This is a genomic window from Microcoleus sp. Pol17C6, assembly GCF_036701145.1.
In the GTDB taxonomy this organism is placed as follows: Bacteria; Cyanobacteriota; Cyanobacteriia; order Cyanobacteriales; family Microcoleaceae; genus Microcoleus.
On record NZ_JAUBQH010000020.1, the window covers coordinates 70,744 to 95,196 of the forward strand.

Consider the following 24,453-nt stretch of genomic DNA (forward strand, 5'->3'; position numbering starts at 1 on the left):
AGGAACTGATATCATTAGTCATTGGTCATTTAATTGCTATAATTCAGCTCGTTTTTTAAGGTTGGAGGAAAGTGCCAATAAGGCGTTTCTAATTCCTCCTTAGTTGGATAATTTTCAGTTGAGTTCTCTCGGATTTGAAAAAAGTAGTAGAGGTTAGCCACAGTTAAATCGGATATTTCTTGCCAATTCGAGGCAGCTAAACCTTGATAGCCAGTAGCGATCGCCTGCTGGTTGACATAAAGTTCGTATCTCCGGCGGATTTCCGGCGACACAGCGAAGGTTAGCTGGTCGCGCAAGGATAGAAAGTGAGACTTTTGCTTTAAACTTTCATAAAGTGAAGGTTCCGTCGCTAATACCGCTAATGTAGTATACACGCTGCTTTTTAAACTTTCGCCGGTGAGTTTATCTAAACTAGCTAACTGGTGCTGCTCTTTTGGAGACAAAGTTTGCATCCAATCAACCTCATTTTGCCAAAATTCTATTACACTTAAATCATGACCCAGAATTCTAGTAACTTCGGGAAATAAAAAATCTAGTTCTGGTTCGGATTGACATCGTTTAACAACAGTTAGAAGATTTTGACAAATTTTTGATTGGAGTTCCCGCAGGCGATCGCTCACCATATCGTAGGCCCGCTGCAAGTGAAACGTAACGCCGATCGCCTGCTCGATCGCCCAAACACATTCCATTTGCCTGAGCTGTCCAGCAGAAGACAGCCCCTCCAACAAACTAGGATTATCATAAATTTTTAAAGCCTCAAACAGCATATCCCGCCCGCTATTAATTTCGGAATTCCGAAGTTTAAGATCGGGAACCGTCAGGGCTGACTGACAGCGTTTGATAGCTTTAGAAAAAATTTCATAACCGTTAACCAGTTTCTGGCGGTGCATTTCAAAACTAGAGTCGTGAGCTACCTTAAAAATCTGCTGGATCACCTCTACTCCCCTATCTTTGAGGATGTGTCTGAGATCGATAAATCCGTCTTTAATTTTTAGCTTCTGGTGCTTTGCCTCTTCCCTGATTTTTAATACTTGGTTGAGATTTACTGCTGACAAAACGGTGCTCGATACAGTGCCAATACCAATGACAGCAGCAGTTGCTTGCATCACTGCCAAATTAATTTTCAGACAGTTAAGCATTCTGTATGTTTTTTGAAACCCCTGATGAGTTTGAGCCACCTGCAACGGCGCCAGTGTCACGTACACGGGAGCTACCAGCGGCTGTATGGGGCCACCTCCGGCTAACTGTGCGAGCAATCCTATAACTCCGCGCGAGGATAGAGTTTCACTTCTTGATTGATAAAAGATTTTTGCAAGCTCCACAAACTCCCCTGTCAACGGATCTCTAGCTGCCGGGAGCAATTTTCCTGTTTTGGCAGCAGGCTGTACAAGGTTGCCACTATTGAGTCGCGCCTGAGTTGCAGGGGTGAATATATAATCCATGTTCTGGCTCAGTTTCCATTCAAAAAGGCAGATGTTGTGTATTGTATGCTGTTTAGGGAAACGAGAGATGAAGACAGATGAATGAGTATCTCAAGGCATTCCAGGCTATTACCCTGTTTAGCGATCGATTGTTGGCAGACGAATATCAATCCGTGGAGATTAAACAGTCAGCTACCCAACTCAGTTTAGATGTGGAACCTTGTATTGACGAAATTAAGCAATCTGCCATCAGACTCAAGGGGCTACTTCAGGTATGTTTCAAAGATGTATCTCAAGCTGAGGATGTCTGGAATAGCAAGCCGAGAATTGCTGGAGCATCGCCTGTTGATGTCTGGGAGCAAATTGGCGAACTAAGCGGATGCGATGTGAGAATTCGCAGTTTAGGAAAACAGGGCAAATATGATGCTGTTGTTAAAGTTCGCCAATCTTGGAGCGACAAGGCGACCAAGTTAAAAAATCAGTGGTTTTTGTGGGATAAAAACCCTCCAGTCTTTCAAAGAGATACTATTGGTTCTTTTGAAAAAGATACTTTGCACAAAGAGTTGCGGAATGAAGTTGATGTCCAAGCCGAGCGAGTGATTTTAATTATGGAGAATGAACTTAGTTTAATTTTTAAAGAATTACAATCTATTGATATAGAAAAAATTGAACTTTGTATTGAATGCTTCGACCTAAAAAATCAGTCTAAATTTAGAGAGCGACTACAATCAATAGGCGGGGAGATTGTATCGAAGTTTACGGAGCCACTAAAATATTTGCCGGAGCCTTATATGAAGACTTTTAAAGAAACGCTGAAAGAACCTGTAGAAAATCTGGTTCATAAAAGCAATATGGGAATCAGTGTAGTTGATTTTGAAGAGTGCTGTAAAGTGATTGGGTTAATCCTGGAAAATGTGATTTTAGCAATTTTTGAGGAGCGCCTGAAACTGGCAATTCAAACAGTTGAAAAAGCGATTAAATTCTACAATAATTTTTTAGAGAAGCAGGCGCGGTATCAGAAAGAGACGCCGGAACAGCGATCGGCGGAAAAAGATTGGATCGAATGCCAGCGGCAGCAACTCAGGGAAGTTCAGCAGTATATTGATGCAGTCATTAGTCATTAGTCACTGGTTATTGGTTATTGTTTATTCGTTATTGTTTATTGGTTATTAGAACGAACAACTAACAATTAACAAATAACCACTGACCACTAAAAACAGTCAACAGTCAACAGTCAACAGTCAACAGATTATTGATATTGACCGCTAATTTCGTAAACGATCGCGCCCAAAGACGCTAAGCTAGCTAAAATTAGCATTCCGGCCGGCATAAATTTTTGAGTTTTAACAAGGCGCACAATAAAGACTATTACTAAAACAGCAGAGATGGCTGCTGCTAATGTTAAACCCCAACTTTGTCCCATAAGCTGGGCGGTGCCGGCAAAAATTAGCAGCGAACCGCTAATCAAGCCGGAAATGAGCGAGGCTTGGCTTTTGGCCTTGATATAACCCATGATGCCGCCAACCAGTGTTAAAATGCCGTAGCCGATCGCCGCTGCTGTACCTAAATTCATTTTTAATCCTCCTGCATTGACTCTTTGCATCTAAATTTATACAGCGCGGCCTGCAATTAGTGTCACGAATTGTTAGAAAATTTATTAAAGCCAGTCAGGATATGTAACTGTTATACAATTGCCATTATGTCAGCCCTAACTTCTGCTGCGATCGCCCAAATCCGTTACCTCCAGCGCCAAGCAGCATCCCTGCTGCTGTATCAGTCAGTTCTCAAAAGCCCCGCAGGTCAAGCTTTTCTGGATTTGCTGCAAGCCCTCCACCACAGCGAAGTCAGCGGTTTGGAATGTCAGGTAGCTTACGGGAACTGGTTCAAAGTTCAGGCTGCTAAAAATCTGAGCTGGAAAGATTCTCTGATTTCCGAAATTCTCAAAGACGAAAACCCCTTTTCACGGCGAGCACAGCAAACAGATTTTGCAAGTTTGCCCCCCGCGTTGGTGGAGGCCGCCAGACATGATTTACAAGTGCTGCAAAATATTTACGAATGCAGCAGCGAACAGTTGAGCAAGTGGGTTCGGGTAGCGGGTCAACTTGACGCAGTGCCTCCGATTTGGCATTCAGAAACTGTAGCAGAACCGGGAGATTTGCCGCTGCACGGGAAACTAGAAAAATGGTCGAGCGCGGCGGAATCTTTGGCAGTTTATTACCGACAGTTTGGCACTGGTTTGTTTGCCGAATATCGCGCTTTTGCGTGGCGGAGAGGGCAGTTTGCGAGTATTTCGCATCCCGATCGCATAACTTTAAAAGAGTTGGTTTGCTGCGATTGGCAGCGGGATGCTCTGGTGAAAAATACGGAGTTTTTGTTGGCAGGTTATCCGGCTTTGCACGTCTTGCTGTACGGGAGCCGCGGTTCGGGCAAGTCTTCTTTGGTGAAGTCGCTGTTAAATGAATTTGGATCTCGCAATCTGCGCTTGATTGAAGTATCTAAATCAGATATGCAAGATTTACCGCTAATTGTCGAGCAGTTGCGGGGAGTTCCTCAAAAGTTTATCATTTTTGTAGACGACCTTTCCTTTGAAGAAGATGATGATGCTTTTAAAGCTCTGAAAGTTGTTTTGGAAGGAAATGTCACTGCTCGCTCTCAAAATGTGGTAGTTTACGCAACATCTAACCGCAGGCATTTAATTCGAGAGTTTTTTGACGACAGGCCTCGCCCCCGCGATGGAGACGAAGTTCACGCTTGGGATACGGTGCAGGAAAAACTTTCTTTTAGCGATCGATTTGGCTTGACTTTAACTTTTGAACCGGCCGATCAAAACACTTATTTAACAATTGTCCGACATCTGGCAAAACTTGCTGGAATCAAACTCGCTGCTGAGGATTTGGAGCACCGCGCTAAAGAATGGGCAACTCGTCGCAACGGGCGATCGGGCAGGACTGCGCGGCAGTTTGTTGATTTCCTGAAAGCAGATTTAGCCCTGTTTGACAAATAGATGGTCTGCGCTGGGAAGGCGGGTTTTAACTGAGATGTTACATCCTTCTCAATAAATTTTTTATGAACAGGCATTTTGCCTGTTCATAAAAAACTTCACTCTTTGTGGAACAGGCATCTTGCCTGTTGCTTACAAGGGTGCAAAATGCCTGTTTTAGCCGATATATGGGAAGGCAATTCAGGATAGGAATCAACCCGCCCTTACAGCACCCAAGGGCGAAATAAAAATTATTAATTTTTTCATAATTTTATTGATAACAACTAACTAACAAAATTTGATATAATTATCAAAATCCCCAAAGAAACCTCCAGAGCCAGAACCCATCCTGACTCCCTAAATCGACCACTAAATAATGAGGAAAATATCATGGGCTTATTTGATAAAGTATCGCAGACTCGCCAAGAAACGGACGTAACGTTAGGGCCTGCCGAAGCATTTGCGGCGATCGCGCTAATTGCCGTAGCAGCCGACGGTTACATCAATGACAGCGAAAGTAAAGCGATTAGCATGACTCTATCTCGGATGCAACTGTTCCGCAGTTATCCCGATGACGTGATGAGAAAAATGCTCGATCGCCTGCTGATGATTCTGCAACGGCAAGGAGTTGAGGTACTGTTTAATGCGGCTTTGGCAACGCTTCCAGACGAACTAAAAGAAACTGTTTTTGCTGTAACAACTGATATCGCTTTAGCAGATGGCGAGGTTTCAGAAGAAGAAGAACAACTTTTGAACGATCTTTACAGTGCATTGGGGCTTTCCGAAGATGTTGCACTCAAGATTATAGACGTGATGTTGATTAAGAACAAAGGTTAAAAAAGAATGGGAAGAAGTGAGTAGAGCGTGTTTTACAATATAAAAAATTAGCGCCTACTTACTTAGCTGATAACTTCTCCATAAGTGCGGGTTTACCGATATGATGGTTAGTAAAATTAGGATCGAATTTGCGATCGCCCGTTACTACCTCAAATGCCTTTCACTTACACCCGCACTGTCCGCTTTCAAGATACCGATGCTGCTGGAGTCGTTTACTTTGCTAACGTTTTGGCGATGTGCCACGAAGCTTACGAGGCATCTCTAGCAGCATCTGGAATCAATCTCAAAGCATTTTTCAGCAATCCCGAGGTGGCCTTTCCCATAATTCATGCTAGTGTAGATTTTTATCGCCCAATGTTTGCGGGCGATCGGCTGACGATTCAATTGACCCCCAAACAAGTTGCTGGCGATGAATTTGAAATTGTCTATCAAGTATTTTCTGGCGAAGTTGCAGGAAGAAGCGCAGCAAAAGCTCTTACTAAGCACGTCTGCATCAATGTAGTTAGCCGAAATCGAAAACAGCTATCTGAAGACTTAATGCAGTGGATGAGGAAATTTGAGATTCAGATTTCCGATTAGTTCTATCTTTAAATAATAGCAGGGTATGACAGTCAAATTTCTGTTTAGTTGATATTATTTCTAACTTTTTGATATTATGTCAAATCGCAATTATGCCATTGTGGGCACGGGAGCTTTAGGCGGATTCTACGGTGCTAGACTCCAACAAGCAGGTTTAGAAGTCAATTTTTTGCTGCGCAGCGATTACGATCGGGTCAAAAAACACGGTTTGATTGTCGATTCTCCCGAAGGCGACTTCACCCTCCCCCACGTCCGCGCCTACCACGACGCGCACAAAATGCCTCAGTGCGACGTAGTAATTGTAGCGCTGAAAACCACTCAAAATCACTTGTTGCCAAAAATATTGCCTCCTTTATTAAAGGATAACGGCGCGGTTTTAGTATTGCAAAACGGATTGAATGCCGAACCGGAAGTAGCTAAAATTGTCGGTGCAGACCGAGTGGTTGGCGGGCTGTGTTTTCTCTGTTCTTATAAAGTTGGGCCCGGTCATATCTGCCACCTAGATTACGGCACTATCACACTCGGAGAATATGCCCAGGACTACAAAGCAATCGGTATTACTGATAGATTGCACAAAATTGCTGCGGACTTTAAACGTGCTCATATTCCTATTAAAATGAGCGAAGATTTGCTATTATCAAGGTGGAAAAAGCTAGTTTGGAATATTCCTTATAACGGGCTGTCTGTAGTGTTGGATGCCAGGACTGACGAACTGATGGCTAATCCTGATACTCTGATTTTAGTCAAGGAAATGATGGGGGAAGTGGTAGCGGGAGCCAAAAGTTGCGATCGCATTATTCCCGATGACTTTATCCCACATATGCTCGAATACACTGAGAAAATGAAGCCTTACCGCACCAGCATGAAAATCGATTATGATGAATCGCGGCCCCTGGAAGTTGAGGCGATTTTTGGTAATCCGATACGGGTGGCGCAGCAAGCAGGTATTAAGTTGCCCCAAATAGAGGTACTTTACCGAATGTTGAAGTTTGTGGATTTTCAAAGACAAGAAGCAGAGAGGACGAGAAGGCTGTTAGGTTTGTCGTAATTTAGGTCAAATAGCGGTAAGGTGCGCATTGTGCACCCTACATAAATTGATATTCGATGGCAATTTCTTGCAATTGTTCTCGATTGATTTTGCCTTGAGAATTGCGCGGCAATTGTTCGACGACTACCCAATATTTCGGTCGCTTAAACTTGCTCAACTTATCTTCTATTGCCGCTTGCAGATTTTTGACAGTAACTTCGGACTTAGCGGGAACGTAGATAGCCGTAACCACTTGACCCCAATCTTTGTCTGGCAAGCCAATTACAGCAACATCCACAACTAAATTAGTCGATCGCACAACGGCTTCAACTTCTGCCGGAAATACATTTTCTCCGCCTGTGATAATTTTGTCGCTGCTGCGTCCGACGATATTTAAGTAGTTATTTTTATCAAAAAATCCCAAATCGTCTAATTGGAAATATTCGCGATCGCCAAATTGTTCAGGATAATAACCCAACGCCAAAGATTTAGTATTTACCACAATATTTCCGATTTTATTATCGCACAAAATATCGCCATTGGCACTTCGAATAGTTATTTTAGCGTGCGGTAAAGTTTGACCGGAACTGTTATTGCCCGCGAGAAAATCTTGGGGTTTTAGTGTAGCAATTTGCGAGGCGGTTTCTGTCATGCCATAACTTGGCGCTAATTTGATTTGATAGTTTCTAGCTGTTTCTAAAAGTTCCGGCCAAGCGGGAGCACCACCCAGAAGTACGGCCCGAAACCGTCCCAGCCAATTAGCTGTATCTGGATTTTGCAGCAGCCGTTGCAGTTGAGTGGGAACTAAAGAAATGAAAAATTCTTCGGGTTCTATATTGCTTTTTTTACCATTTTCTAATTCTTTAAATGGCTGAATTGCCAGTTTTCCTCCGGTAGTAAACGAGCGCATGAATTGCATTAAACCGCTGACATGATATAAGGGCAAAACGCAAAATGAGTTGATTTGGTCAACTTGAAAATATTGTTGAAAACCTTGTACTGATGCCGTTAGCGTTTCCAAAGTGTGGATGGCAAAACGGATTTTTCCTGAAGAACCGCCGGTGGGAATCATGATCGTATCAAAACCGTTTTTAGTCGGCGAATCGAATTCGGGCGAATGGAATTCGCGGCTATACAAACGAAGTCCGCCTTCGCGGACTGGGATATGGGGATTTTTGGGAAGCGGGTATTGTCCTAAAAATATGTCTGGTTGAACTAAATCAAAGACTTGTTGCCATTCGGGTTTTACCCAGTTAGGATTGCAGAGAAAAATCGGGCATTTGGCGACGCGGGCGGCGGTGAAACTCGCCAGAAATTGCACTGGTTCTGGTTCTGCAAGGCAAATTTTTGGAGGTGTTTTCTGTGCGGGATTTTGGGTGATTTCTTGAAATAGCCGATCGACAATTCGGGCAAATTCACCGCTGTCACAACCGATGAGCCAATTATCGGGCAAGCCAGCCGCGAGATCCCGAATATTTACTGTGAGATTTGTTGCCATAGATGCTTTCACCAAGTTTTTCGATTCAAAACAATTACTTAACCCGCTGGATTTAGTCGTGGGACTAATCTAAAATCTAAAATCTAACATCTAAAATCGAATCATTGTCGTCGAACCAGCAATCGGTTCCGAAGCCTAATGCTCTCTTATTTAAAGACAATTGTGTTGCTAAATTTAATGCTGCTTGTCGGCCGATTTGGGTTTCAAATACTGAGGAGAAAACAGCGTCTATATTGTGAGCTTGACAAAATTTTTGCAGTTGAGATGGAGAACCGCAGATCGCAGGTTTAATGACGAAAATTCCCCGCCAGCCTTGGCTGTAGCACTCTTGGATGCGATCGAGGTTGGCTGCCGATTCATCAAGGGCGATCGCAGTTGCATAAATAGCATTCAATTCTACCATTTCCTGAAACTGTGTTACGGGCAGCGGCTGTTCCAAAAATTCAATGTCTGCAGAAAAATCGGGAGTTGCTTTTACCTTGTCGCAAGCTTCCAGCCATGTTTTAGCCTCCGAGTAACTGAGTCCCCCGTTGGCATCTAAGCGCAAAAATGCTTTTTCGCGATCGCACCAATTGTGCATTGCTTGCATTAGCTGCTGAAAAATCTTTAATTCTTCCTCAATTGCAGCAACACCAATTTTCCATTTAAACGTGCGATATCCCTCTAACCAAAGCACTTGCAAAACCTGCAAAGCTGTTTCACCTGCTGGCAATAAACCGCTGAACCGATTTTTTTCTTCCTCATTCCCAACCTCTCTCCATTGGTGACTGCTTAAGACTGAACCCGCAATCAATCTCGATTTTATGCGAAATCTAGATCCCCCTAAATCCCCCTTAATAAGGGGGACTTTGAGAATATTTCTTGTCCCCCCCTTATTAAGGGGGGTTAGGGGGAATCTAGAGTTTGATAGTGCTGACTCAAAGCCAAATTGACAAGCAGGCAATTCAGCAGAAATAGAGAAAATCGCCTCTTCTGAAATATTAGTCGCCAGCGATTTACAAAAATCTAAAGCTTGCTCAAAACTTTCGGAACCAAACCAACTCAAAGGGGCAATCTCTCCCCAACCAATTTGATTATTTTCGCCCACAAGTCGCAGGATAATTCCCGATCGAACATCCCAGATGCCGTGACTTGTTTGCAAGGGACGCTTAAATTTTCGCTGATAAGTGCGAAACTCGAATTGATGAAACATTAGTTTTTTAGTTAATCATAAAATTGTCTTACAACTGATCCAAAATTATCAATATTTTCAAAATGGATATTGTGACCAGCTTTTGGTACAATTTCCAGAAGGGCGGCCGGACACAATTTGGCAATTTCGGTATTTATAATTGTAAATTTATCATCATATTCTCCCGCTAGCAAGAGGAGGGGGATGTGATTTTGTGCGAGTTTTTCCCAGAGAGAGGGCTGGTTGCCGGTTCCCATATTGCGGAGAGATTTGGCTAACTCTAAGGGATTGTTTGCTAAGCGGGTTTCTATGAGTTTGTCGAAGTTGGGAGAGTTTTTTAAAGATTTGAATAAAGGGCGATCGTACCAGTTGAATAAAAAATCTTTAATGTTGCTATTTTCCAGCTTTTGTGCTAGCTGTAAATCGGCTTCCAGGCGGTGCGATCGCTCTTTTTCGGTTTTCAATCCTGGCGAAGCTGACTCTAACACTACTTTCTCGAATCTTTCGGGAAAATGTAATGCCATGTAAAGTGCCAACCGCCCGCCCATTGAATAGCCCAACAACAAACATTTATCTATTTGTAAATCATTTAATAACTCGATTAATGCTTGGGCAGTATTTGACATATTGTAGCAACTTTCGTCGCCGATTACTCTGGTTTTTCCGTGACCGGGAAGGTCAACTGCTAAGCAGCAATAACTGTTAGAAAGTAAGGGAATGACCCTGCTAAAGTCTTGACTGCTGCCCGTGAATCCATGCAAAAATAAAAGTGTCGGCTGATTCTTGTTGCCAGTTAAGGAATAGTGAAAGTTATAATTATTAAATTTGTTCATAGACAATTCTACGATTCAATGTGAGGTACGAATTGCTGAATTAAAGAAGATTTTGAGAAGTCGCCCAACTCTGCCAACTCCACGAACTCCCTCAACTTAGCAAACCATACCTCAATTTTACCGGAATTCTCGATCGCCGGCTCTACAAAGCAAACCCCAACGCCAGCAGCAGTCCGCTCGAAAAATGCAGCGTAACTGCGATAAACTTAGAGTTGCTGACCTTTATCGGTTGGTCGTGATAGTCTGTGACATGGCGGCAAAGGTCGATCGCAAATGGTAAACTCCCAAAAATCAACAGCGTCCAAATTGGGAACATTCCCAAAGCCACAAATACCACAGTCAAAACATAAATGCTGCCGCACAACCACTGCAACAACTGGGCACCTTTTTTCGTACCGAGTCGAACAATTGGGGATTTTTTACCCGCCGCCAAATCGTCCTCAACTTGGTGAAAATGGGAACAAAATAAAATGATACTCGTTGTAATTCCCACGATTGCAGAAGCCGCTAAATTAGTTGCAGACCAAGTTTGAGTTTGACTGTAATAAGCAGCGGCAAAGGCTAGCGGCCCGAAGGTGAAAAAGCAAATAATTTCCCCCAAACCCTGATAGCCAAGACGAAACGGAGGCCCTTGATAAGTGTAGCCGAGAGCACAGCACAAAACTACCAGCAAAATTACTGTTGGGTCTTTTTGCCACCAGCTTATGGCGCAGATTCCTGACACTCCAACTGCTAAAAACAGATTGGCTAGCCCGAAAATTAAAGCTTTATTTCCGGTTAAGTTAACTAGAGAATGCGCTTTGTTTTTATCGATGCCTGTTTCTGAGTCAAATACATCATTGCTGAGATTCAACCATGCTATAATCAAAATGGCTGACATTAAAAATGTCGAAAAAATTGACGAATTAATCGTTTGAGTTTCGGCAAAAGCAATTGCAGTTCCTACTGAAATAGGAATCACCGCAACGCTGTACATGGGCGGCTTGATTGCCGCCAGCCACAATTTACTATTTGAACGTTCAATTAACTTTGTTGTCATTACACAAACTTGATTCAATTGATAGCAGCGTAGTAATTTTACAATTTTATTGGTGAAGAAACTCTACTCTGTATCTGGTTGAGTGCGCGGGGGGCATCCGTTGAGAGGCTTTGCGGACGATCGCACGCCCGGTAATGCCCGTCTGTAAACCTCTGCGGGGTCGATCGCATGAGAGTCGAGATTGAGTCGCTCAATCTTAAAGTTTTATGTCTAAATGTTTCGATTGATCGCGCGTTGGCGAAGCCCTGGAAGAGGATCGTCTGTTTTTTGCCCCAAGCGAGCCCAAACTTTCCGGGAAACTCGAAAGGTCATGTTTTGCGATCGCCCTCCCGTGCTTAGATCGAAATAGGGGTTCTAGCGGGACAAAACCGCACTCTTTCTGACAAATCTGCTATTCTCGCTTTCATGACAGTAATACCGCACCGCGCTAATCTTTTACAAGACCGCAATCAACTGCATCAGTTTCTGTTAGATTGCCAGCAGTCTTTAACGGAAAAAGATCAAACAAAGATAGTTAGTATTTCTCAGGAGATTGCCCCCGTCGATCCGCTAGTTGTACTTCAAGAAATTTCCGAACCTTGCCAGCGGCACTTTTACTTTGAAAAAAGAGACCCGATTTCAGGCAATAGTTTTGCGATCGCCGCCCTAGATTCGACTATCCATCTAACAGTAGCCGGAAGCGATCGATTTGCCCTTGCTCAAAATTTTATTCAATCTTGTCTTGCCCGAACAATTACCATCGGTACAGAACGCTTGCCCTTCAGCGGGCCGCACTTTTTTTGTAGCTTTGCTTTTTTCGATGAGAATGTGACCACCAATTCTTACTTTCCCCCTGGCACCGTATTTTTACCAAAATGGCAGATTACTCGCCTGAAAGATAGCTGCATAATTGTTGCAAATGCCATCATAAACCGCGATCTAAATATTAAGAGTATTACGGATAATATTTGGCAAAGTTTTTATAAAATTTCGTGTTCTCCTTACAAAAAAATTACTTCTATTAGAAACAGTTCCATATTTTTAAAACAAATTCCTGTGAATGATGCCACTCAATTTAAAACCTCCGTCAAGTCAGCTTTAGAATTGATCCACTCTCAATATTTCAGTAAAATTGTTTTATCCCAAGCAATAAATGTCATTTCCAAAACCCCTTTTAGTTTAATAGACTCCTTAAATAACTTGCGCCTTACTTATCCCGGTTGCTACGTATTTTCCACCAGTAACGGCAAAGGTCAAAATTTTATCGGTGCCAGTCCAGAACGCTTAATCAGCATTCACAAAAATGAATTAGTAACAGATGCCTTAGCTGGTTCGGCACCGAGGGGGAAAAATGAAGCCGAAGATGCGAATTTAGGCAAAGGTTTACTCAACAGCGAAAAGGATATTCGAGAACATCGAGTTGTAATTGATTTTATAGTCGATCGCCTGTCGAGTCTGGGTATCAATCCCGACTTTTCCCCGGTTCCCAGGCTGCTGCAACTGTCAAACATTCAGCATTTGTGGACACCCATAAGGGCTAGAATTCCCCGTGATATTCATTTATTAAAGATTTTATCCCAACTGCATCCAACGCCAGCGGTGGCGGGCGTACCGAGAGATATTGCCCTACAGCAAATTCGCGGCTGCGAAAGCTGCGATCGCTCTTTGTACGCAGCACCCCTCGGCTGGATCGATCGCGCCGGCAACGGCGAATTTGCCGTCGGCATTCGATCGGCTTTAATCGATGGCGATCGGGCTATACTTTATGCTGGTGCTGGTATTGTGGCGGGTTCGGAACCAGAGAAAGAACTAGCAGAAATTCAGCTCAAATTACAACCACTTTTAAATGCTTTAGTCTAATAATTAAGCTAATTTGCAGGAGCTAGAGTTGTCAAGTTAATTGATTGAGTCTGTGTTAATGTTTAATTTTCACCTCCTCAAAATGTTCTACTATGGGAAAAGGATCGTAAAAATGGTGAAGCATTCTTTTCCACTCTTGATATTCAGCGGAATTCCTAAATCTAATTGTATGATCTTCTAAATTTTCCCATCTTACCAATAATAGATATTTTCCTTGAACTTCTGTGCAGCGATGAAGTTCGTGAGATAAATATCCATCTATAGACGATATCAGACTGGAGGCTTCTCTAAAAGCTATCTCAAAATCACCCTCACAGCCAGATTTGACATTAAGCACAACCGCCTCAAGAATCATAAAAATGTATCCTGACAATTATTTGAGTATAATATCCTAGCACAATACAGAGTTGAGCTACTCAGGTTTAGCAATGCCAATAGATTTTCGCAACACAAATACCGTCTGGGCTTCCGTATTAGCAGAAACTTTGCAGCGGTTGGGATTAACTACCGCCGTCATTTGTCCCGGTTCGCGATCGGCACCGCTAACAATAGCCTTTGCTCAAAACAAAAAACTAGAAACTATTCCCATACTCGACGAACGTTCAGCGAGTTTTTTTGCATTAGGAATTGCCAAAAAATCCTATTTGCCAACCGCACTAATTTGCACATCTGGAACCGCCGCAGCCAACTTTTATCCTGCTATCATAGAAGCCAGAGAAAGTCGAATTCCGCTGCTAATATTCACCGCCGATCGACCTCCTGAATTGCGGGACTGTCACGCCGGACAAGCGATCGACCAAGTGAAACTATACGGCAATTATCCCCACTGGCAAGCCGAATTAGCGATACCTTCTGCGTCCACAGGAATGCTAGACTATCTGCGGCAGACGATCGTGTATGCTTGGGAGCGATCGCAATTTCCAACACCGGGCCCCGTCCACCTCAACATCCCGTTTCGCGACCCACTTATACCCGTTCCAGACATAGCCGTAGAAGCTTTAGAAACAGAATTTAATCCCGAAGATTTCTTTGCAGGATTAGAACCCATTTTCGCGGGAGAAAGCTCTACCCCCCCCAGCCCCCCCTTGTTAAGGGGGGGAGAAGGAAGTACCATGCAACAGTGGGAAAAGTGCAGCAAAGGGATTATTATTGCAGGCGTTGCACAGCCTCAATTTGCCGAAAAATACTGTAGTGCGATCGGCCAAATTTCCAAATCCTTAAACTGGCCTGTTTTAGCAGAAGGACTATCCCCAGTCAGAAACTACGCCCAACTCAATCCTTATCTAATTTCCACCTACGATTTAATCCTGCGAAACCGCGAACTAGCAGATAAATTAACCCCAGAAATCGCCATTCAAATCGGAGACTTACCCACAAGCAAAGAACTGCGAAACTGGCTAGACAAAACCAAACCAAAACGCTACATAATCGACCCCAGCCACCACAATTTCGATCCCCTACACGGCCAAACAATTCACCTGCGAACCTCGGTAGAAAATCTCGCAACTAATCTCGCAACTATATTAACTCTTGTCCCCCCCCTTATTAAGGGGGGGTTAGGGGGGGATCGAGCCCCTGCTACCACTAATATCTCCCATCAAATCCCCCCCCTGACCAATGGGGAATCAACTCTTGTCCCCCCCCTTATTAAGGGGGGGTTAGGGGGGGATCGAGCCCCTGCTACCAACGAATACCTTCAACTTTGGCGCAACACCGAAATCCAAGTCAGACAAACAATAGACCAAAAAATCTCAGCAATTAACAACATAATCGAGCCCAAAGTTTCCTGGCTGCTTTCCCAAATTTTGCCGCCCGCAACACCGATATTTATTGCCAACAGTATGCCCGTCAGAGATGTAGAGTTTTTCTGGAAGCCAAACCACTTAGAAATAAAACCTTTTGTCAATCGCGGCGCTAACGGTATAGACGGTACATTATCAACAGCTTTGGGAGTTGCTCACCGCAATCAAAGCAGCATCATGCTAACAGGCGATTTAACACTTTTGCACGATACAAACGGTTTTTTAATTAAAAATAAATTTGTCGGTCATCTGACAATCATATTAATTAATAACAACGGTGGCGGTATTTTTGAAATGTTGCCCGTTGCCAAATTTGACCCGCCCTTTGAAGAGTTTTTTGCCACGCCGCAGCATATCAATTTTGCTCAGTTATGTGCAACTTACGGCGTGGAACACGAGGTAATTGAGGATTGGGAACAGTTCAAACAAAAATTAAGTTTTTTGCCAAATAGCGGGATTCGCGTCTTAGAATTGCAAACAGACAGGCGCGCCGATGCTAAATGGCGGCAAGATAATCTAAGTAAATTTGCCAAAGATTTGTAAATTTGTAGGTTGAGCAGGTGGAACGAAACCCAACCTACACTAATTTAAACTGCTGGTTGAGCTAGCAGCGCATCTAACTCTCCATCTGCATCGAGTTTGTGAATGTCATCGCAGCCGCCTACGTGTTGGTTATTAATGAAAATTTGGGGTACGCTGCGGCGTCCGTTAGCGCGATCGGCCATTGCTTTTCTAGCCGCTTCGTCGCCATCAATTTTGTATTCCGTGAAATTTACGCCTTTCCACCACAGCAAAGTTTTGGCGCGGATGCAGTAGGGACAGGTTTGCCAAGTATAGATTTCCACATTGGCTTTGATGCGATCGGGCTTGCGGCCCAAGATGGGATTGAGAAAATCAAGCATTTTCGGTACTGGGGTAAAAATTAAACTGGTTGGGGCATTAACGATCATTTTAGCGAAATGCCGTCAGCCCCACGTCCTACCCAAAAATCGGCGCGGGATGGAATTGCCTGTGGCAACCTGTGGCTCTGTGACCCAAGTCACAACTTTACTCTACTCGGATCACTTGCTTTCACCCTAGAGAATCACATTCGCGGCCTCATTAATATCACCGATCTTTTGAGGAAACCAGAAGATGATAAATATATCGAATTCAACCGCACTGCCATGCACCCCGTACAACTCCTTCCCGGCGCTATCTCTGAAATCCTCGCTTCTGTAACCGATACAGGCGTTTTGACTCTGGCGGATCGCTACGGTTTGATGGCCGCCACCTTCGACGACTCTCTGAATGACGAAGACAGAGGCTGTGTCAACCGCTTGCTGCGGGCGGTGCTCAGAGGCCGAGTGAAAGTAGTCAACGAACTTTCAGCAGCATTCTAATCGGGATTTGAAGTTTTGTTCTGAAGGCAGGGTGAGTCAGCGGTAGATGAAAATAGTGGAAACTCAGGCAGGAGTGGAAACAGCAGTAATTTGAATTCGATTTAAAAGTTTTCTCCTCTAACTCAACAACGGTTTATTTGTCAAAGCAGCCTTTACCGGCTGCTTTTTTTTTGATTTAATCGCGGATTTCCAGGTTGTACTGGCGGCAGAGGGCGATCAGTTTTTGTTGGAATCGATCGCGCACATTGAAACTTGTGTTTTAACCACGTCTAAAGCTTCAATTTTGGGCCGGAAACAACCTAAAACCCTATCAGGGATTGAAACGCAGCAGTCAGCACCCTAACTAAAAACTTCCGCCGTGCCGGAAACAACCTAAAACCCTATCCGGGATTGAAACCTACTTGAACATAGGCGCGAAAAATGGCATTAGGCCGGAAACAACCTAAAACCCTATCAGGGATTGAAACTTTATGAGTTCGATGTCAGCGTCCTCTGCTAATGCCGGAAACAACTTAAAAGCCTATCAGGGATTGAAACCTAGATTTTTTATTCTTCTAGCCACGTCGTATTACGCCGGAAACAACTTAAAACCCTATCAGGGATTGAAACCTGTTAAGTTGCCGCCGTTGCGAGCGAGAAAAGCCGGAAACAACCTAAAACCCTATCAGGGATTGAAACTTAGGGGCATTTTCGAGGCGGATTTGCTCTTGGGTAGCCGGAAACAACCTAAAACCCTATCAGGGATTGAAACTAAAGTTGCGATCGGCTTCTGCCTTCGCTTCTGCGGCGGCGGCCGGAAACAACCTAAAACCCTATCAGGGATTGAAACGTGCCAAACCTTTCATATCAGAATGCAATGGTGCGCCGGAAACAACCTAAAACCCTATCAGGGATTGAAACTTAAAATTTATTGGATCTACACCATGCCGCAAGTGCCGGAAACAACCTAAAACCCTATCAGGGATTGAAACGACGGAGACTCGGCTTGGACGCTCCTTGCAAAAGCCGGAAACAACCTAAAACCCTATCAGGGATTCAAACATTAAGTTGAGCGTAAAATGTCAAATTTACTTCTTGAGCCGGAAACAACCTAAAACCCTATCAGGGATTGAAACCTGAAACCGCTTCACTGTTTCCCGTTCTTCTTCATGCCGAAAACAACCTAAAACCCTATCAGGGATTGAAACCATTTTTTGGTTTGTTGGTCGTAACCCAAAAAGTGCGCCGAAAACAACCTAAAACCCTATCAGGGATTGAAACCTCGCAGCTATCCATCTCCTTACTCATCTCTTGGGCTAGCAACAATTTTACTTCCAACACTTGTCACAGCACAGGTAGTGGTCATAGATAATCTCACATTTGATAAAAGTGGTCGGATTCAGGAATTGATTCAAACAGCAGGGTGTAGACTATTATATTTACCGCCATACTCTCCAGAGTTTAACAAAATTGAACAAAGAAGAGTCTTGGCTAAAAAGTCAAATTCGTAAACAGCTTGATGAGTTTGATTGCTTGCGTTTTGGCGATTCTTGGATGTCTTGCGCCTTGCATCCTAACACGGGCAGTTGCTATATGTGATTTCCCAGATTATTCAGTTGAAACAATACCAAAATTATGACCAATCAAACAACTTCTCCACTCCTACTCAGCCCCTTCAAAATCGGAGATTTACCCTTAAAAAATCGGGTAGTCATGGCACCCCTAACGAGAGCCAGAGCCGGTGAAACGCGGATGCCCAATGCCTTGATGGCAGAGTATTACGCTCAGCGAGCCTCCGCTGGTTTAATCATTACAGAAGCCACTGTGGTTTCTACTCAAGCTAATGGTTGGCTCAATACGCCCGGTATTTATTCAGACGAGCAAGGCGAAGCTTGGAAACAAGTTGTGACTGCGGTTCATGCCCACCAAACGCCGATTTTCATGCAGCTTTGGCACTGCGGACGAGCTTCCCACAGCAGTTTTCATGAAAACAATCAATTGCCAGTTGCAGCCTCTGCCATCAAAATAAACGGAGAAGGCATTCATACCCCTCTAGGCAAACAACCCTACGAAACCCCCCGCGCTCTAGAAACCGATGAAATCTCCCTGGTTGTAGAAGATTATCGCAAGGCGGCCGAACGAGCCAAAATGGCAGGTTTTGACGGTGTAGAAATTCACGCTGCAAACGGCTATCTCATTGACACGTTCCTGCAAACCAAAACCAATCACCGCACTGATTCCTATGGTGGCACAGTTGAAAACCGTTACCGTTTTCTTAAGGAAATTGTCGAGGCGATTATCACAGTATTTCCGGCAAACAAAGTGGGAGTTAGACTTTCTCCCAACGGTGTTTTCAATGATATGGGTTCTCCCAGTTATCGAGAAGATTTTCTGTATTTCGCAGAGCAGTTAAATGCCTATGATTTAGCTTACCTTCACTTAGTGGACGGTCTAGCATTTGGCTTTCATGAATTGGGAACACCGATGATGATAGCAGAGTTTCGCGATGTGTTTGCAGGGCCGCTCGTCGGCAACTGCGGATATACTCAAGAACAGGCTGAAACGGCCCTGAGCAGCAAAGTTGCTGATTTAATAGCTTTTGGTCGGGATTTTATCAGCAATCCCGATTTGGTAGAGCGTTTTACTAATGGTTGGCCGCTCAACCCGCCTGCTGAAGTCGGCGTCTGGTATTCTTTTGGGCCTGAAGGTTATATCGATTTCCCTACCTATCAGGAACCAGCAGCTATTTCTTAGTTGAGTTGGTTGGGGCGGGTTTATCAATAAATACCGAGTACGTGCATCATAGATAATGGTGAACCCGCCCCTAAAAGATTTACGGTTAATTTCTCAAAATAGGAGTCGGAGTTGGAGCTATATTTAATTTTCATCGCCCGTTGAGAGCGAGCATCTCCTATTTGTAAAAACACTTCTTCTGCCTCCTGCCTCCTGGCTTCTGCCTCCTGCCTCCTGCCTCCTGTCTCCGGCCTCCAATTTTGGGCTTGGCTGCAAAAGTGAGAGGCTCCCAGTTGAGATCGAGAACGTTTCCCCATATCCTAATAACCATAGGGTACTTCCAAACATCCAAGCTGCTAGCTCAGCGTTTGAGTGCCTGAAAAAAATCAATAGCGGAAGCGCTTTTAACAAGATGGCACAAAATCACAAATCAACGGTTATCATTACCGGCGCTTCCTCCGGCGTCGGTTTGTACGGCGCGAAAGCTCTCGCAGACAAAGGATGGCACGTAGTCATGGCCTGTCGGGACGTGCGGAAAGCCGGAGACGCCGCCCGAGAGTTGGGCATACCTGAAGGCAGTTTCTCCATCATGGAGATTGACTTGGGCGATTTGGAGAGCGTGCGTCGGTTTGCTCGGGCATTTAAGGCCAGCGGCAGGCCTCTGGACGCTTTGGTGTGCAACGCCGCCATTTATATGCCTTTGATTAAGGAACCGCTGCGGAGCCCGGAGGGTTACGAGTTGACGATGACTACCAATCACCTGGGTCATTTTCTGCTGTGCAACCTGATGATGGAAAATATGAAGCCTTCCTATTATTCCGATGCGAGAATCGTGATTTTGGGAACCGTGACTCACAATCCAGACGAGTTGGGCGGGAAGATTCCGCCGCGCCCGGATTTGGGCAAGTTTGAGGGTTTTGAAGCGGGTTTCAAAGACCCGATTTCGATGGTTGACGGCAAGAAGTTTGAACCGGTCAAGGCTTACAAAGATAGCAAAGTTTGCAACGTGCTGACGATGCGGGAATTGCACCGCCGTTTTCACGAATCCACGGGGATTACTTTCACTTCGCTGTATCCGGGATGCGTTGCGGATACGCCGCTGTTCCGCAACCACTATCCTTTGTTTCAGAAGCTGTTCCCGCTGTTTCAGAAGAATATCACCGGGGGTTACGTGTCGCAGGAGTTGGCGGGGGAAAGGCTGGCGATGGTGGTTGCCGATCCCGAATACAAGCAATCTGGGGCTTATTGGAGTTGGGGGAATCGCCAGAAAAAAGATGGTAAGTCTTTTGTGCAAAAGGTTTCTCCCCAGGCCCGCGATGATGAAAAAGGCGAGCGGATGTGGGAGTTGAGCGCTAAGTTGGTGGGATTGACTGACGGGGCTCAAATGGGTGCTGCGGCTAGTGCGGGTCGCTCTGCATAATTCAAAGTTACAAACCCCCTTTATCAGGCTTGGCAGTTGAAACGGCGTCTACGCACAGGAGGTGGGTAGACCCGGACTCAATAATAAAGGGGGTATTAAAGTCGGATTTGGTATGATATCAATTCCGGTTGCACTCCTCCGGAATTGTTGACTGTTGACTGTTGACTGTTGACTGTTGACGGGCGGGTCGAAAAACTGAATGGTTGAGTGTTAACTGTTGACTCGATTTTATTATTTCGATGCAACCGGAAACGATATGATGCACCCAAATTAAAGAAACCGGGTTGTTTAGTGGCTTTGCGGGTTGTAACTCACATCTTTCACTATTCTTAAGAACAGGCATCTTGCCTGTTCCACAAGAAAATTTATCTCTTGTGGAACAGGCATCTTGCCTGTTCATAAAAAGATTATTGAGAATGCTGCAAGATCTCAGTTGTAGCGCGTCTTTTCGGACACAACCCGGTTTCTGGTTTACCCTGGCGTGCAGGAATGTTCTGGTCGCTGCATTAGCATGAAAGCGTAGGTTTGGCAACAAAAAAAATTTGGTTTTTTTTACCGTTTGCGATCGACTTACACGATATTTTTTCGGATAAGAACCCGGTTGGTGCGTAAGTCTTGGGAAATGAACAGCCGTCGATAGACCTTTTGGTTTGTAGCGTCGCCGAAACTGTTGGCTGCGACGGCTGTTTCCTTTTTTGCTGTTAAGATTGATTTTTACTTGAGGGTGCTCACTTCCTGAAAATATTTTCCCCCACTTAAGCGAGATAATAATTATATCCTATGGCTTGTCGCTCACAAAAACTATTTTTACTCGCTGGAATTTTTGGGTTAGTTTGGCTGGGAAAACCAGCGAAAACATCCGCTAGCACCGTTGAAATTTTGACCTCAAATGTTGAGGATTTGGCAGCAGTTAGCAGCGGAGGCGATCGAGCTTTAGCCCCTAACGAAACCACTTTTGACAAACGCCAAGACTTGCCGGTAAAAGACGAGGAAACCCAGTTACCCACAGAGTCAGAACACTCAGTGGCTGCGGAAACTCCCGACTTACCGCCGTCTGCGGCAAATTCAGTCGATGTGACATCTTACAGCATTCTCAAGAACAGGCAAGATGCCTGTTCCACAACGAGTGACTTTTCTTGTGGGGTGGGCATCCTGCCCGCCCGTAAAAGGCTTATTGACAATGGTGCCACATCTCAGACCGATCGCACTTTCAGCACAAAAACTCAAGAAACCGAGCTTTTGAACTCAGATCAAAAGCTAGAAGAAAATATTGACCGACAAAAAATTGATTTGGGTATCGATCGCGACTTGCAACTGAGTCAACTGCCCAACCCAATTTTGCCGCGAGAACCCGAATTGCCAGCTCCTGAGCCGCCGCAACCGCCTGCGCCGTCTCCCCTCCCACCCACCCAGCCAACACCCGCTGAAAGCGAAATTACACCGGGGATTCCGGGTACAATTAGGGTCGCTGGCTTTGAATTTGAGGGCAACACAGCTTTTAGCGATCGCGAACTCGCAGAAGTTACGCAACAGTTTGCGGGGCGCGAAATCACCTTTGCGGAACTGATCGCAGCCGAAGCAGCCGTCACTCAAAAATATGTAACGGCAGGATACATCAATTCCGGCGCTGTAATTCTCGCCAACCAAACCTTTCCGAGAGACGGAGGTGTGGTGAAAATTCGGATTGTAGAAGGCGGATTAGATGAAATTGTGATTACTGGAAACAGGCGCTTGAATTCAAATTACGTGCGATCGCGCCTTGAGCGCGCTACCAGACGGCCCCTGAATCGCGATCGTCTGCTAGAAGCCTTGCAATTGCTGCAACTCGACCCCTTAATTGGCAATATTTCTGCCGAATTGCAAGCCGGAAGCCGCCCGGAAAACAGCCGTTTAGAAGTGCGGGTAAAAGAAGCAGACAGCTTTAACGGTGAAGTGTTCGCAGACAACAACCGATCGCCCAGCGTCGGCAGTTTTCGGCGCGGTGTTCGCATAAATCAAGCCAATTTGCTCGGTTTGGGCGACGGATTAGAAGTATCTTATGCTAACACCGACGGCAGCAATGAATTCAACGGCAGCTACACAGTCCCCGTCAACGCGCGCAACGGCACGATTGGGTTCGCAGCGAGTGCTGCTAGCACCAATATCATCGAGGAACCGTTTGATGCTGCTGAAATTGAGGGGAAATCGCGGACTTACGAATTAACTTACCGCCAGCCGATTGTCGAAAAGCCCGATCGCACTTTGGCTTTGGGACTGAGTTTTTCGCGGCAAGAAAGCGATACATTCCTGTCGGGGGAACGATTTGCGCTTTCGGCGGGAGCAAATGAGCGTGGCGAAACGCGAGTTTCGGCTGTGCGCTTTTTTCAAGAATACGTGCAGCGGAGTTCTAGCCAAGTGTTCGCGGCGCGATCGCAATTTTCCCTCGGCACTAATCTGTTCGGCGCTACTGCGAACGATAGCGGGCCTGACAGCAGTTTTCTGGCGTGGCGCGGACAAGCCCAATACGTGCGGCTGCTAGCGCCAGAAACCCTGCTGATTGTGCGTTCCGATATTCAATTAGCCGATCGCCCCCTGCTTTCCCTGGAACAAATCGGGATCGGCGGCGTTCAAAGCGTGCGCGGATACCGCCAAGATTTGCTGCTAACTGATAGCGGTGCGATCGCGTCTGCGGAGGTGCGAATTCCGGTTTGGCGTGTCCCGGAAGTCGAAGGATTGTTGCAAGTGGCTCCGTTTATTGATTTTGGGGTAGGGTGGAACCATTCGGAGGAAAAGGCGAATCCTGAGTCGGATAAACTGCTGGGTGCGGGTTTGGGCCTGGTTTGGCAGATGGGCGATCGGTTGAATGTGCGTCTAGACTACGGCATTCCTTTGATCAATGCTCGATCGGGCGATCGAACTTTGCAGGAAAAAGGCTTATACTTTCGGATTAATTACTTTGCTTTCTAAATTTTAAGTTGGGTTGAGTGCGATCGAACCCTACGCAACGCTAGAGTTCAACACTTTCATCTTTAGCGCTGACGGTCAAATTTTATTAAGTGGCGGCCTCGATCGCACAATTAAGCTGTGGGATGTCGCAACCGGATGTTGTATTAGGACGTTGATGGGCGATCGGCTGTATGAAGGCATGAATATTCAAGGTATAACGGAATTGACGAACGCTCAAAAAGCTACATTGAAAGTGTTAGGGGCTTTGAGCTGAGTGAGACTATGTTTGACAGCTTAAAGGTAGTTTATCCACTACTTTATCAATAATCCCATACGCCTTAGCTTCCTGGGCAGACATGAAAAAATCTTGAGCGGTATCGACTAGGATTCGCTGCAAGGGTTGACCAGTAAGATTTGCTAATAGCTGAGTGAGTTGTCTTTTCAAATGGAGAATTTCTTTTTCCTGATTTTTAATATCTCTGGCCTGCCCCTGAACACCTGCAAAAGGTTGATGAATCATAATTCGCGAGTGACGTAAGGCAAAACGTTTTCCCTTTGTACCTCCAGCCAACAGTAGACTTCCCATAGAAGCCGACAGACCCATACCGACTGTTACAACATCGGAGCGAAGGGATTGCATAGTATCATATATAGCCATACCCGATGCTACTGAACCCCCAGGGGAATTTATGTATAGATAAATATCTTTTCCTGGTGCTTGAGAATCTAGGTAAAGCAATTGAGCTACAACCGTCCTTGCCAAATCATCATTTATAGGTTGACTAATGATTACAATCCTTTTCTTAAGTCAATACTCCGGACAGTTTTTAAATAGGGATGCTTACGCAATAAAGCACAGAAGCGAAAAAACTGAGTGCTATCTGAACCCAAAATAAACAGAAAAAAAGGCACTCTTTTAGGTTAAGCTATAAAAACACACAAGCTCAACAGATTGCATACATGAAGATTATTGAATCCATCTTACAAC

Annotated in this window: 23 protein-coding genes and 1 CRISPR repeat array; of the genes, 13 read left to right on the top strand and 10 right to left on the bottom strand. The window is 44.9% G+C overall.

The window, feature by feature from the left end:
* Positions 1–29: 29 nt before the first annotated feature.
* Positions 30–1,442 (bottom strand): hypothetical protein, encoded by a 1,413-nt coding sequence (locus tag QUA25_RS12485; RefSeq protein ID WP_333038126.1) that lies wholly within the window; start codon positions 1,440–1,442, stop codon positions 30–32.
* 77 nt (positions 1,443–1,519) lie between these two features.
* On the opposite strand from QUA25_RS12485, the gene QUA25_RS12490 reads away from it, so the two are divergent.
* Positions 1,520–2,545: a hypothetical protein gene (locus QUA25_RS12490; protein WP_333038128.1), complete on the top strand. Its 1,026-nt coding sequence runs from the start codon at positions 1,520–1,522 to the stop codon at positions 2,543–2,545.
* Positions 2,546–2,670: 125 nt separating this feature from the next.
* On the opposite strand, the gene QUA25_RS12495 is transcribed toward QUA25_RS12490, so the two are convergent.
* Positions 2,671–2,994 carry a TMEM14 family protein gene (locus QUA25_RS12495; RefSeq protein WP_190735279.1) on the bottom strand — a complete coding sequence of 108 codons (324 nt, stop codon included), beginning with the start codon at positions 2,992–2,994 and terminating at the stop codon, positions 2,671–2,673.
* Between the two features lie 126 nt (positions 2,995–3,120).
* Here QUA25_RS12495 and QUA25_RS12500 point away from each other — a divergent pair, with 126 nt between their 5' ends.
* The 4 genes from QUA25_RS12500 to QUA25_RS12515 all read left to right on the top strand — a co-directional run bounded on the left by QUA25_RS12500 (position 3,121) and on the right by QUA25_RS12515 (position 6,865).
* Positions 3,121–4,425: an ATP-binding protein gene (locus QUA25_RS12500; RefSeq protein WP_333038134.1), complete on the top strand. Its 1,305-nt coding sequence runs from the start codon at positions 3,121–3,123 to the stop codon at positions 4,423–4,425.
* A gap of 366 nt (positions 4,426–4,791) precedes the next feature.
* Complete coding sequence (locus tag QUA25_RS12505) at positions 4,792–5,238, top strand: tellurite resistance TerB family protein (protein ID WP_333038136.1); 447 nt, start codon at positions 4,792–4,794, stop codon at positions 5,236–5,238.
* Between the two features lie 153 nt (positions 5,239–5,391).
* Positions 5,392–5,817 (top strand): thioesterase family protein, encoded by a 426-nt coding sequence (locus QUA25_RS12510; protein WP_333038138.1) that lies wholly within the window; start codon positions 5,392–5,394, stop codon positions 5,815–5,817.
* Positions 5,818–5,893: 76 nt separating this feature from the next.
* Positions 5,894–6,865, top strand: a complete 972-nt coding sequence (locus QUA25_RS12515; protein ID WP_333038141.1) for a putative 2-dehydropantoate 2-reductase — start codon at positions 5,894–5,896, stop codon at positions 6,863–6,865.
* 37 nt (positions 6,866–6,902) lie between these two features.
* On the opposite strand, the gene QUA25_RS12520 is transcribed toward QUA25_RS12515, so the two are convergent.
* From QUA25_RS12520 to menA, 4 genes are all read right to left on the bottom strand, one after another.
* Positions 6,903–8,342 (bottom strand): 2-succinylbenzoate--CoA ligase, encoded by a 1,440-nt coding sequence (locus tag QUA25_RS12520; RefSeq protein WP_333038142.1) that lies wholly within the window; start codon positions 8,340–8,342, stop codon positions 6,903–6,905.
* Between the two features lie 76 nt (positions 8,343–8,418).
* Entirely contained in the window at positions 8,419–9,534 is a 1,116-nt protein-coding gene (locus QUA25_RS12525) for an o-succinylbenzoate synthase (RefSeq protein WP_333038144.1), read from the bottom strand.
* 11 nt (positions 9,535–9,545) lie between these two features.
* Positions 9,546–10,346 carry a 2-succinyl-6-hydroxy-2,4-cyclohexadiene-1-carboxylate synthase gene (gene menH, locus QUA25_RS12530; RefSeq protein ID WP_333038147.1) on the bottom strand — a complete coding sequence of 267 codons (801 nt, stop codon included), beginning with the start codon at positions 10,344–10,346 and terminating at the stop codon, positions 9,546–9,548.
* Between the two features lie 142 nt (positions 10,347–10,488).
* The gene (menA, locus tag QUA25_RS12535; RefSeq protein WP_333038148.1) at positions 10,489–11,385 is read right to left on the bottom strand and encodes a 2-carboxy-1,4-naphthoquinone phytyltransferase; all 897 of its coding nucleotides are present in this window, start codon (positions 11,383–11,385) and stop codon (positions 10,489–10,491) included.
* 405 nt (positions 11,386–11,790) lie between these two features.
* Here menA and QUA25_RS12540 point away from each other — a divergent pair, with 405 nt between their 5' ends.
* Positions 11,791–13,224 (top strand): isochorismate synthase, encoded by a 1,434-nt coding sequence (locus QUA25_RS12540; protein ID WP_333038149.1) that lies wholly within the window; start codon positions 11,791–11,793, stop codon positions 13,222–13,224.
* A gap of 55 nt (positions 13,225–13,279) precedes the next feature.
* On the opposite strand, the gene QUA25_RS12545 is transcribed toward QUA25_RS12540, so the two are convergent.
* Complete coding sequence (locus tag QUA25_RS12545; protein WP_333038150.1) at positions 13,280–13,579, bottom strand: antibiotic biosynthesis monooxygenase; 300 nt, start codon at positions 13,577–13,579, stop codon at positions 13,280–13,282.
* Positions 13,580–13,652: 73 nt separating this feature from the next.
* Between QUA25_RS12545 and menD the strand changes: the two genes are divergently transcribed.
* A complete protein-coding gene (gene menD / locus QUA25_RS12550; protein WP_333038152.1) occupies positions 13,653–15,569 on the top strand; it encodes a 2-succinyl-5-enolpyruvyl-6-hydroxy-3-cyclohexene-1-carboxylic-acid synthase in 1,917 nt (638 codons plus the stop codon).
* A gap of 44 nt (positions 15,570–15,613) precedes the next feature.
* Here the strand turns inward: menD and grxC are convergent, their stop codons facing one another.
* Positions 15,614–15,928: a glutaredoxin 3 gene (gene grxC / locus QUA25_RS12555; RefSeq protein WP_333038155.1), complete on the bottom strand. Its 315-nt coding sequence runs from the start codon at positions 15,926–15,928 to the stop codon at positions 15,614–15,616.
* A gap of 264 nt (positions 15,929–16,192) precedes the next feature.
* On the opposite strand from grxC, the gene QUA25_RS12560 reads away from it, so the two are divergent.
* From QUA25_RS12560 to QUA25_RS12570, 3 genes are all read left to right on the top strand, one after another.
* Positions 16,193–16,408 carry a hypothetical protein gene (locus tag QUA25_RS12560; RefSeq protein WP_190731630.1) on the top strand — a complete coding sequence of 72 codons (216 nt, stop codon included), beginning with the start codon at positions 16,193–16,195 and terminating at the stop codon, positions 16,406–16,408.
* A 287-nt stretch (positions 16,409–16,695) separates the two neighbouring features.
* Positions 16,696–17,668: direct repeats of the CRISPR family, unit length 37 nt; unit sequence GCCGGAAACAACCTAAAACCCTATCAGGGATTGAAAC.
* Positions 17,669–17,745: 77 nt separating this feature from the next.
* Positions 17,746–17,898, top strand: a complete 153-nt coding sequence (locus QUA25_RS29475; protein ID WP_445242219.1) for a transposase — start codon at positions 17,746–17,748, stop codon at positions 17,896–17,898.
* A 124-nt stretch (positions 17,899–18,022) separates the two neighbouring features.
* Positions 18,023–19,141 (top strand): alkene reductase, encoded by a 1,119-nt coding sequence (locus tag QUA25_RS12570; RefSeq protein ID WP_333038158.1) that lies wholly within the window; start codon positions 18,023–18,025, stop codon positions 19,139–19,141.
* 23 nt (positions 19,142–19,164) lie between these two features.
* On the opposite strand, the gene QUA25_RS12575 is transcribed toward QUA25_RS12570, so the two are convergent.
* Positions 19,165–19,437: a hypothetical protein gene (locus tag QUA25_RS12575; RefSeq protein ID WP_333038161.1), complete on the bottom strand. Its 273-nt coding sequence runs from the start codon at positions 19,435–19,437 to the stop codon at positions 19,165–19,167.
* 95 nt (positions 19,438–19,532) lie between these two features.
* Here QUA25_RS12575 and QUA25_RS12580 point away from each other — a divergent pair, with 95 nt between their 5' ends.
* The 3 genes from QUA25_RS12580 to QUA25_RS12590 all read left to right on the top strand — a co-directional run bounded on the left by QUA25_RS12580 (position 19,533) and on the right by QUA25_RS12590 (position 23,739).
* Positions 19,533–20,540: a protochlorophyllide reductase gene (locus tag QUA25_RS12580; protein ID WP_333038163.1), complete on the top strand. Its 1,008-nt coding sequence runs from the start codon at positions 19,533–19,535 to the stop codon at positions 20,538–20,540.
* Between the two features lie 780 nt (positions 20,541–21,320).
* Positions 21,321–23,486: a ShlB/FhaC/HecB family hemolysin secretion/activation protein gene (locus QUA25_RS12585; RefSeq protein WP_333038164.1), complete on the top strand. Its 2,166-nt coding sequence runs from the start codon at positions 21,321–21,323 to the stop codon at positions 23,484–23,486.
* Between the two features lie 13 nt (positions 23,487–23,499).
* Positions 23,500–23,739 carry a hypothetical protein gene (locus QUA25_RS12590; RefSeq protein ID WP_333038166.1) on the top strand — a complete coding sequence of 80 codons (240 nt, stop codon included), beginning with the start codon at positions 23,500–23,502 and terminating at the stop codon, positions 23,737–23,739.
* 6 nt (positions 23,740–23,745) lie between these two features.
* Here the strand turns inward: QUA25_RS12590 and QUA25_RS12595 are convergent, their stop codons facing one another.
* Entirely contained in the window at positions 23,746–24,261 is a 516-nt protein-coding gene (locus QUA25_RS12595) for an ATP-dependent Clp protease proteolytic subunit (RefSeq protein ID WP_333038173.1), read from the bottom strand.
* Positions 24,262–24,453 lie beyond the last annotated feature (192 nt).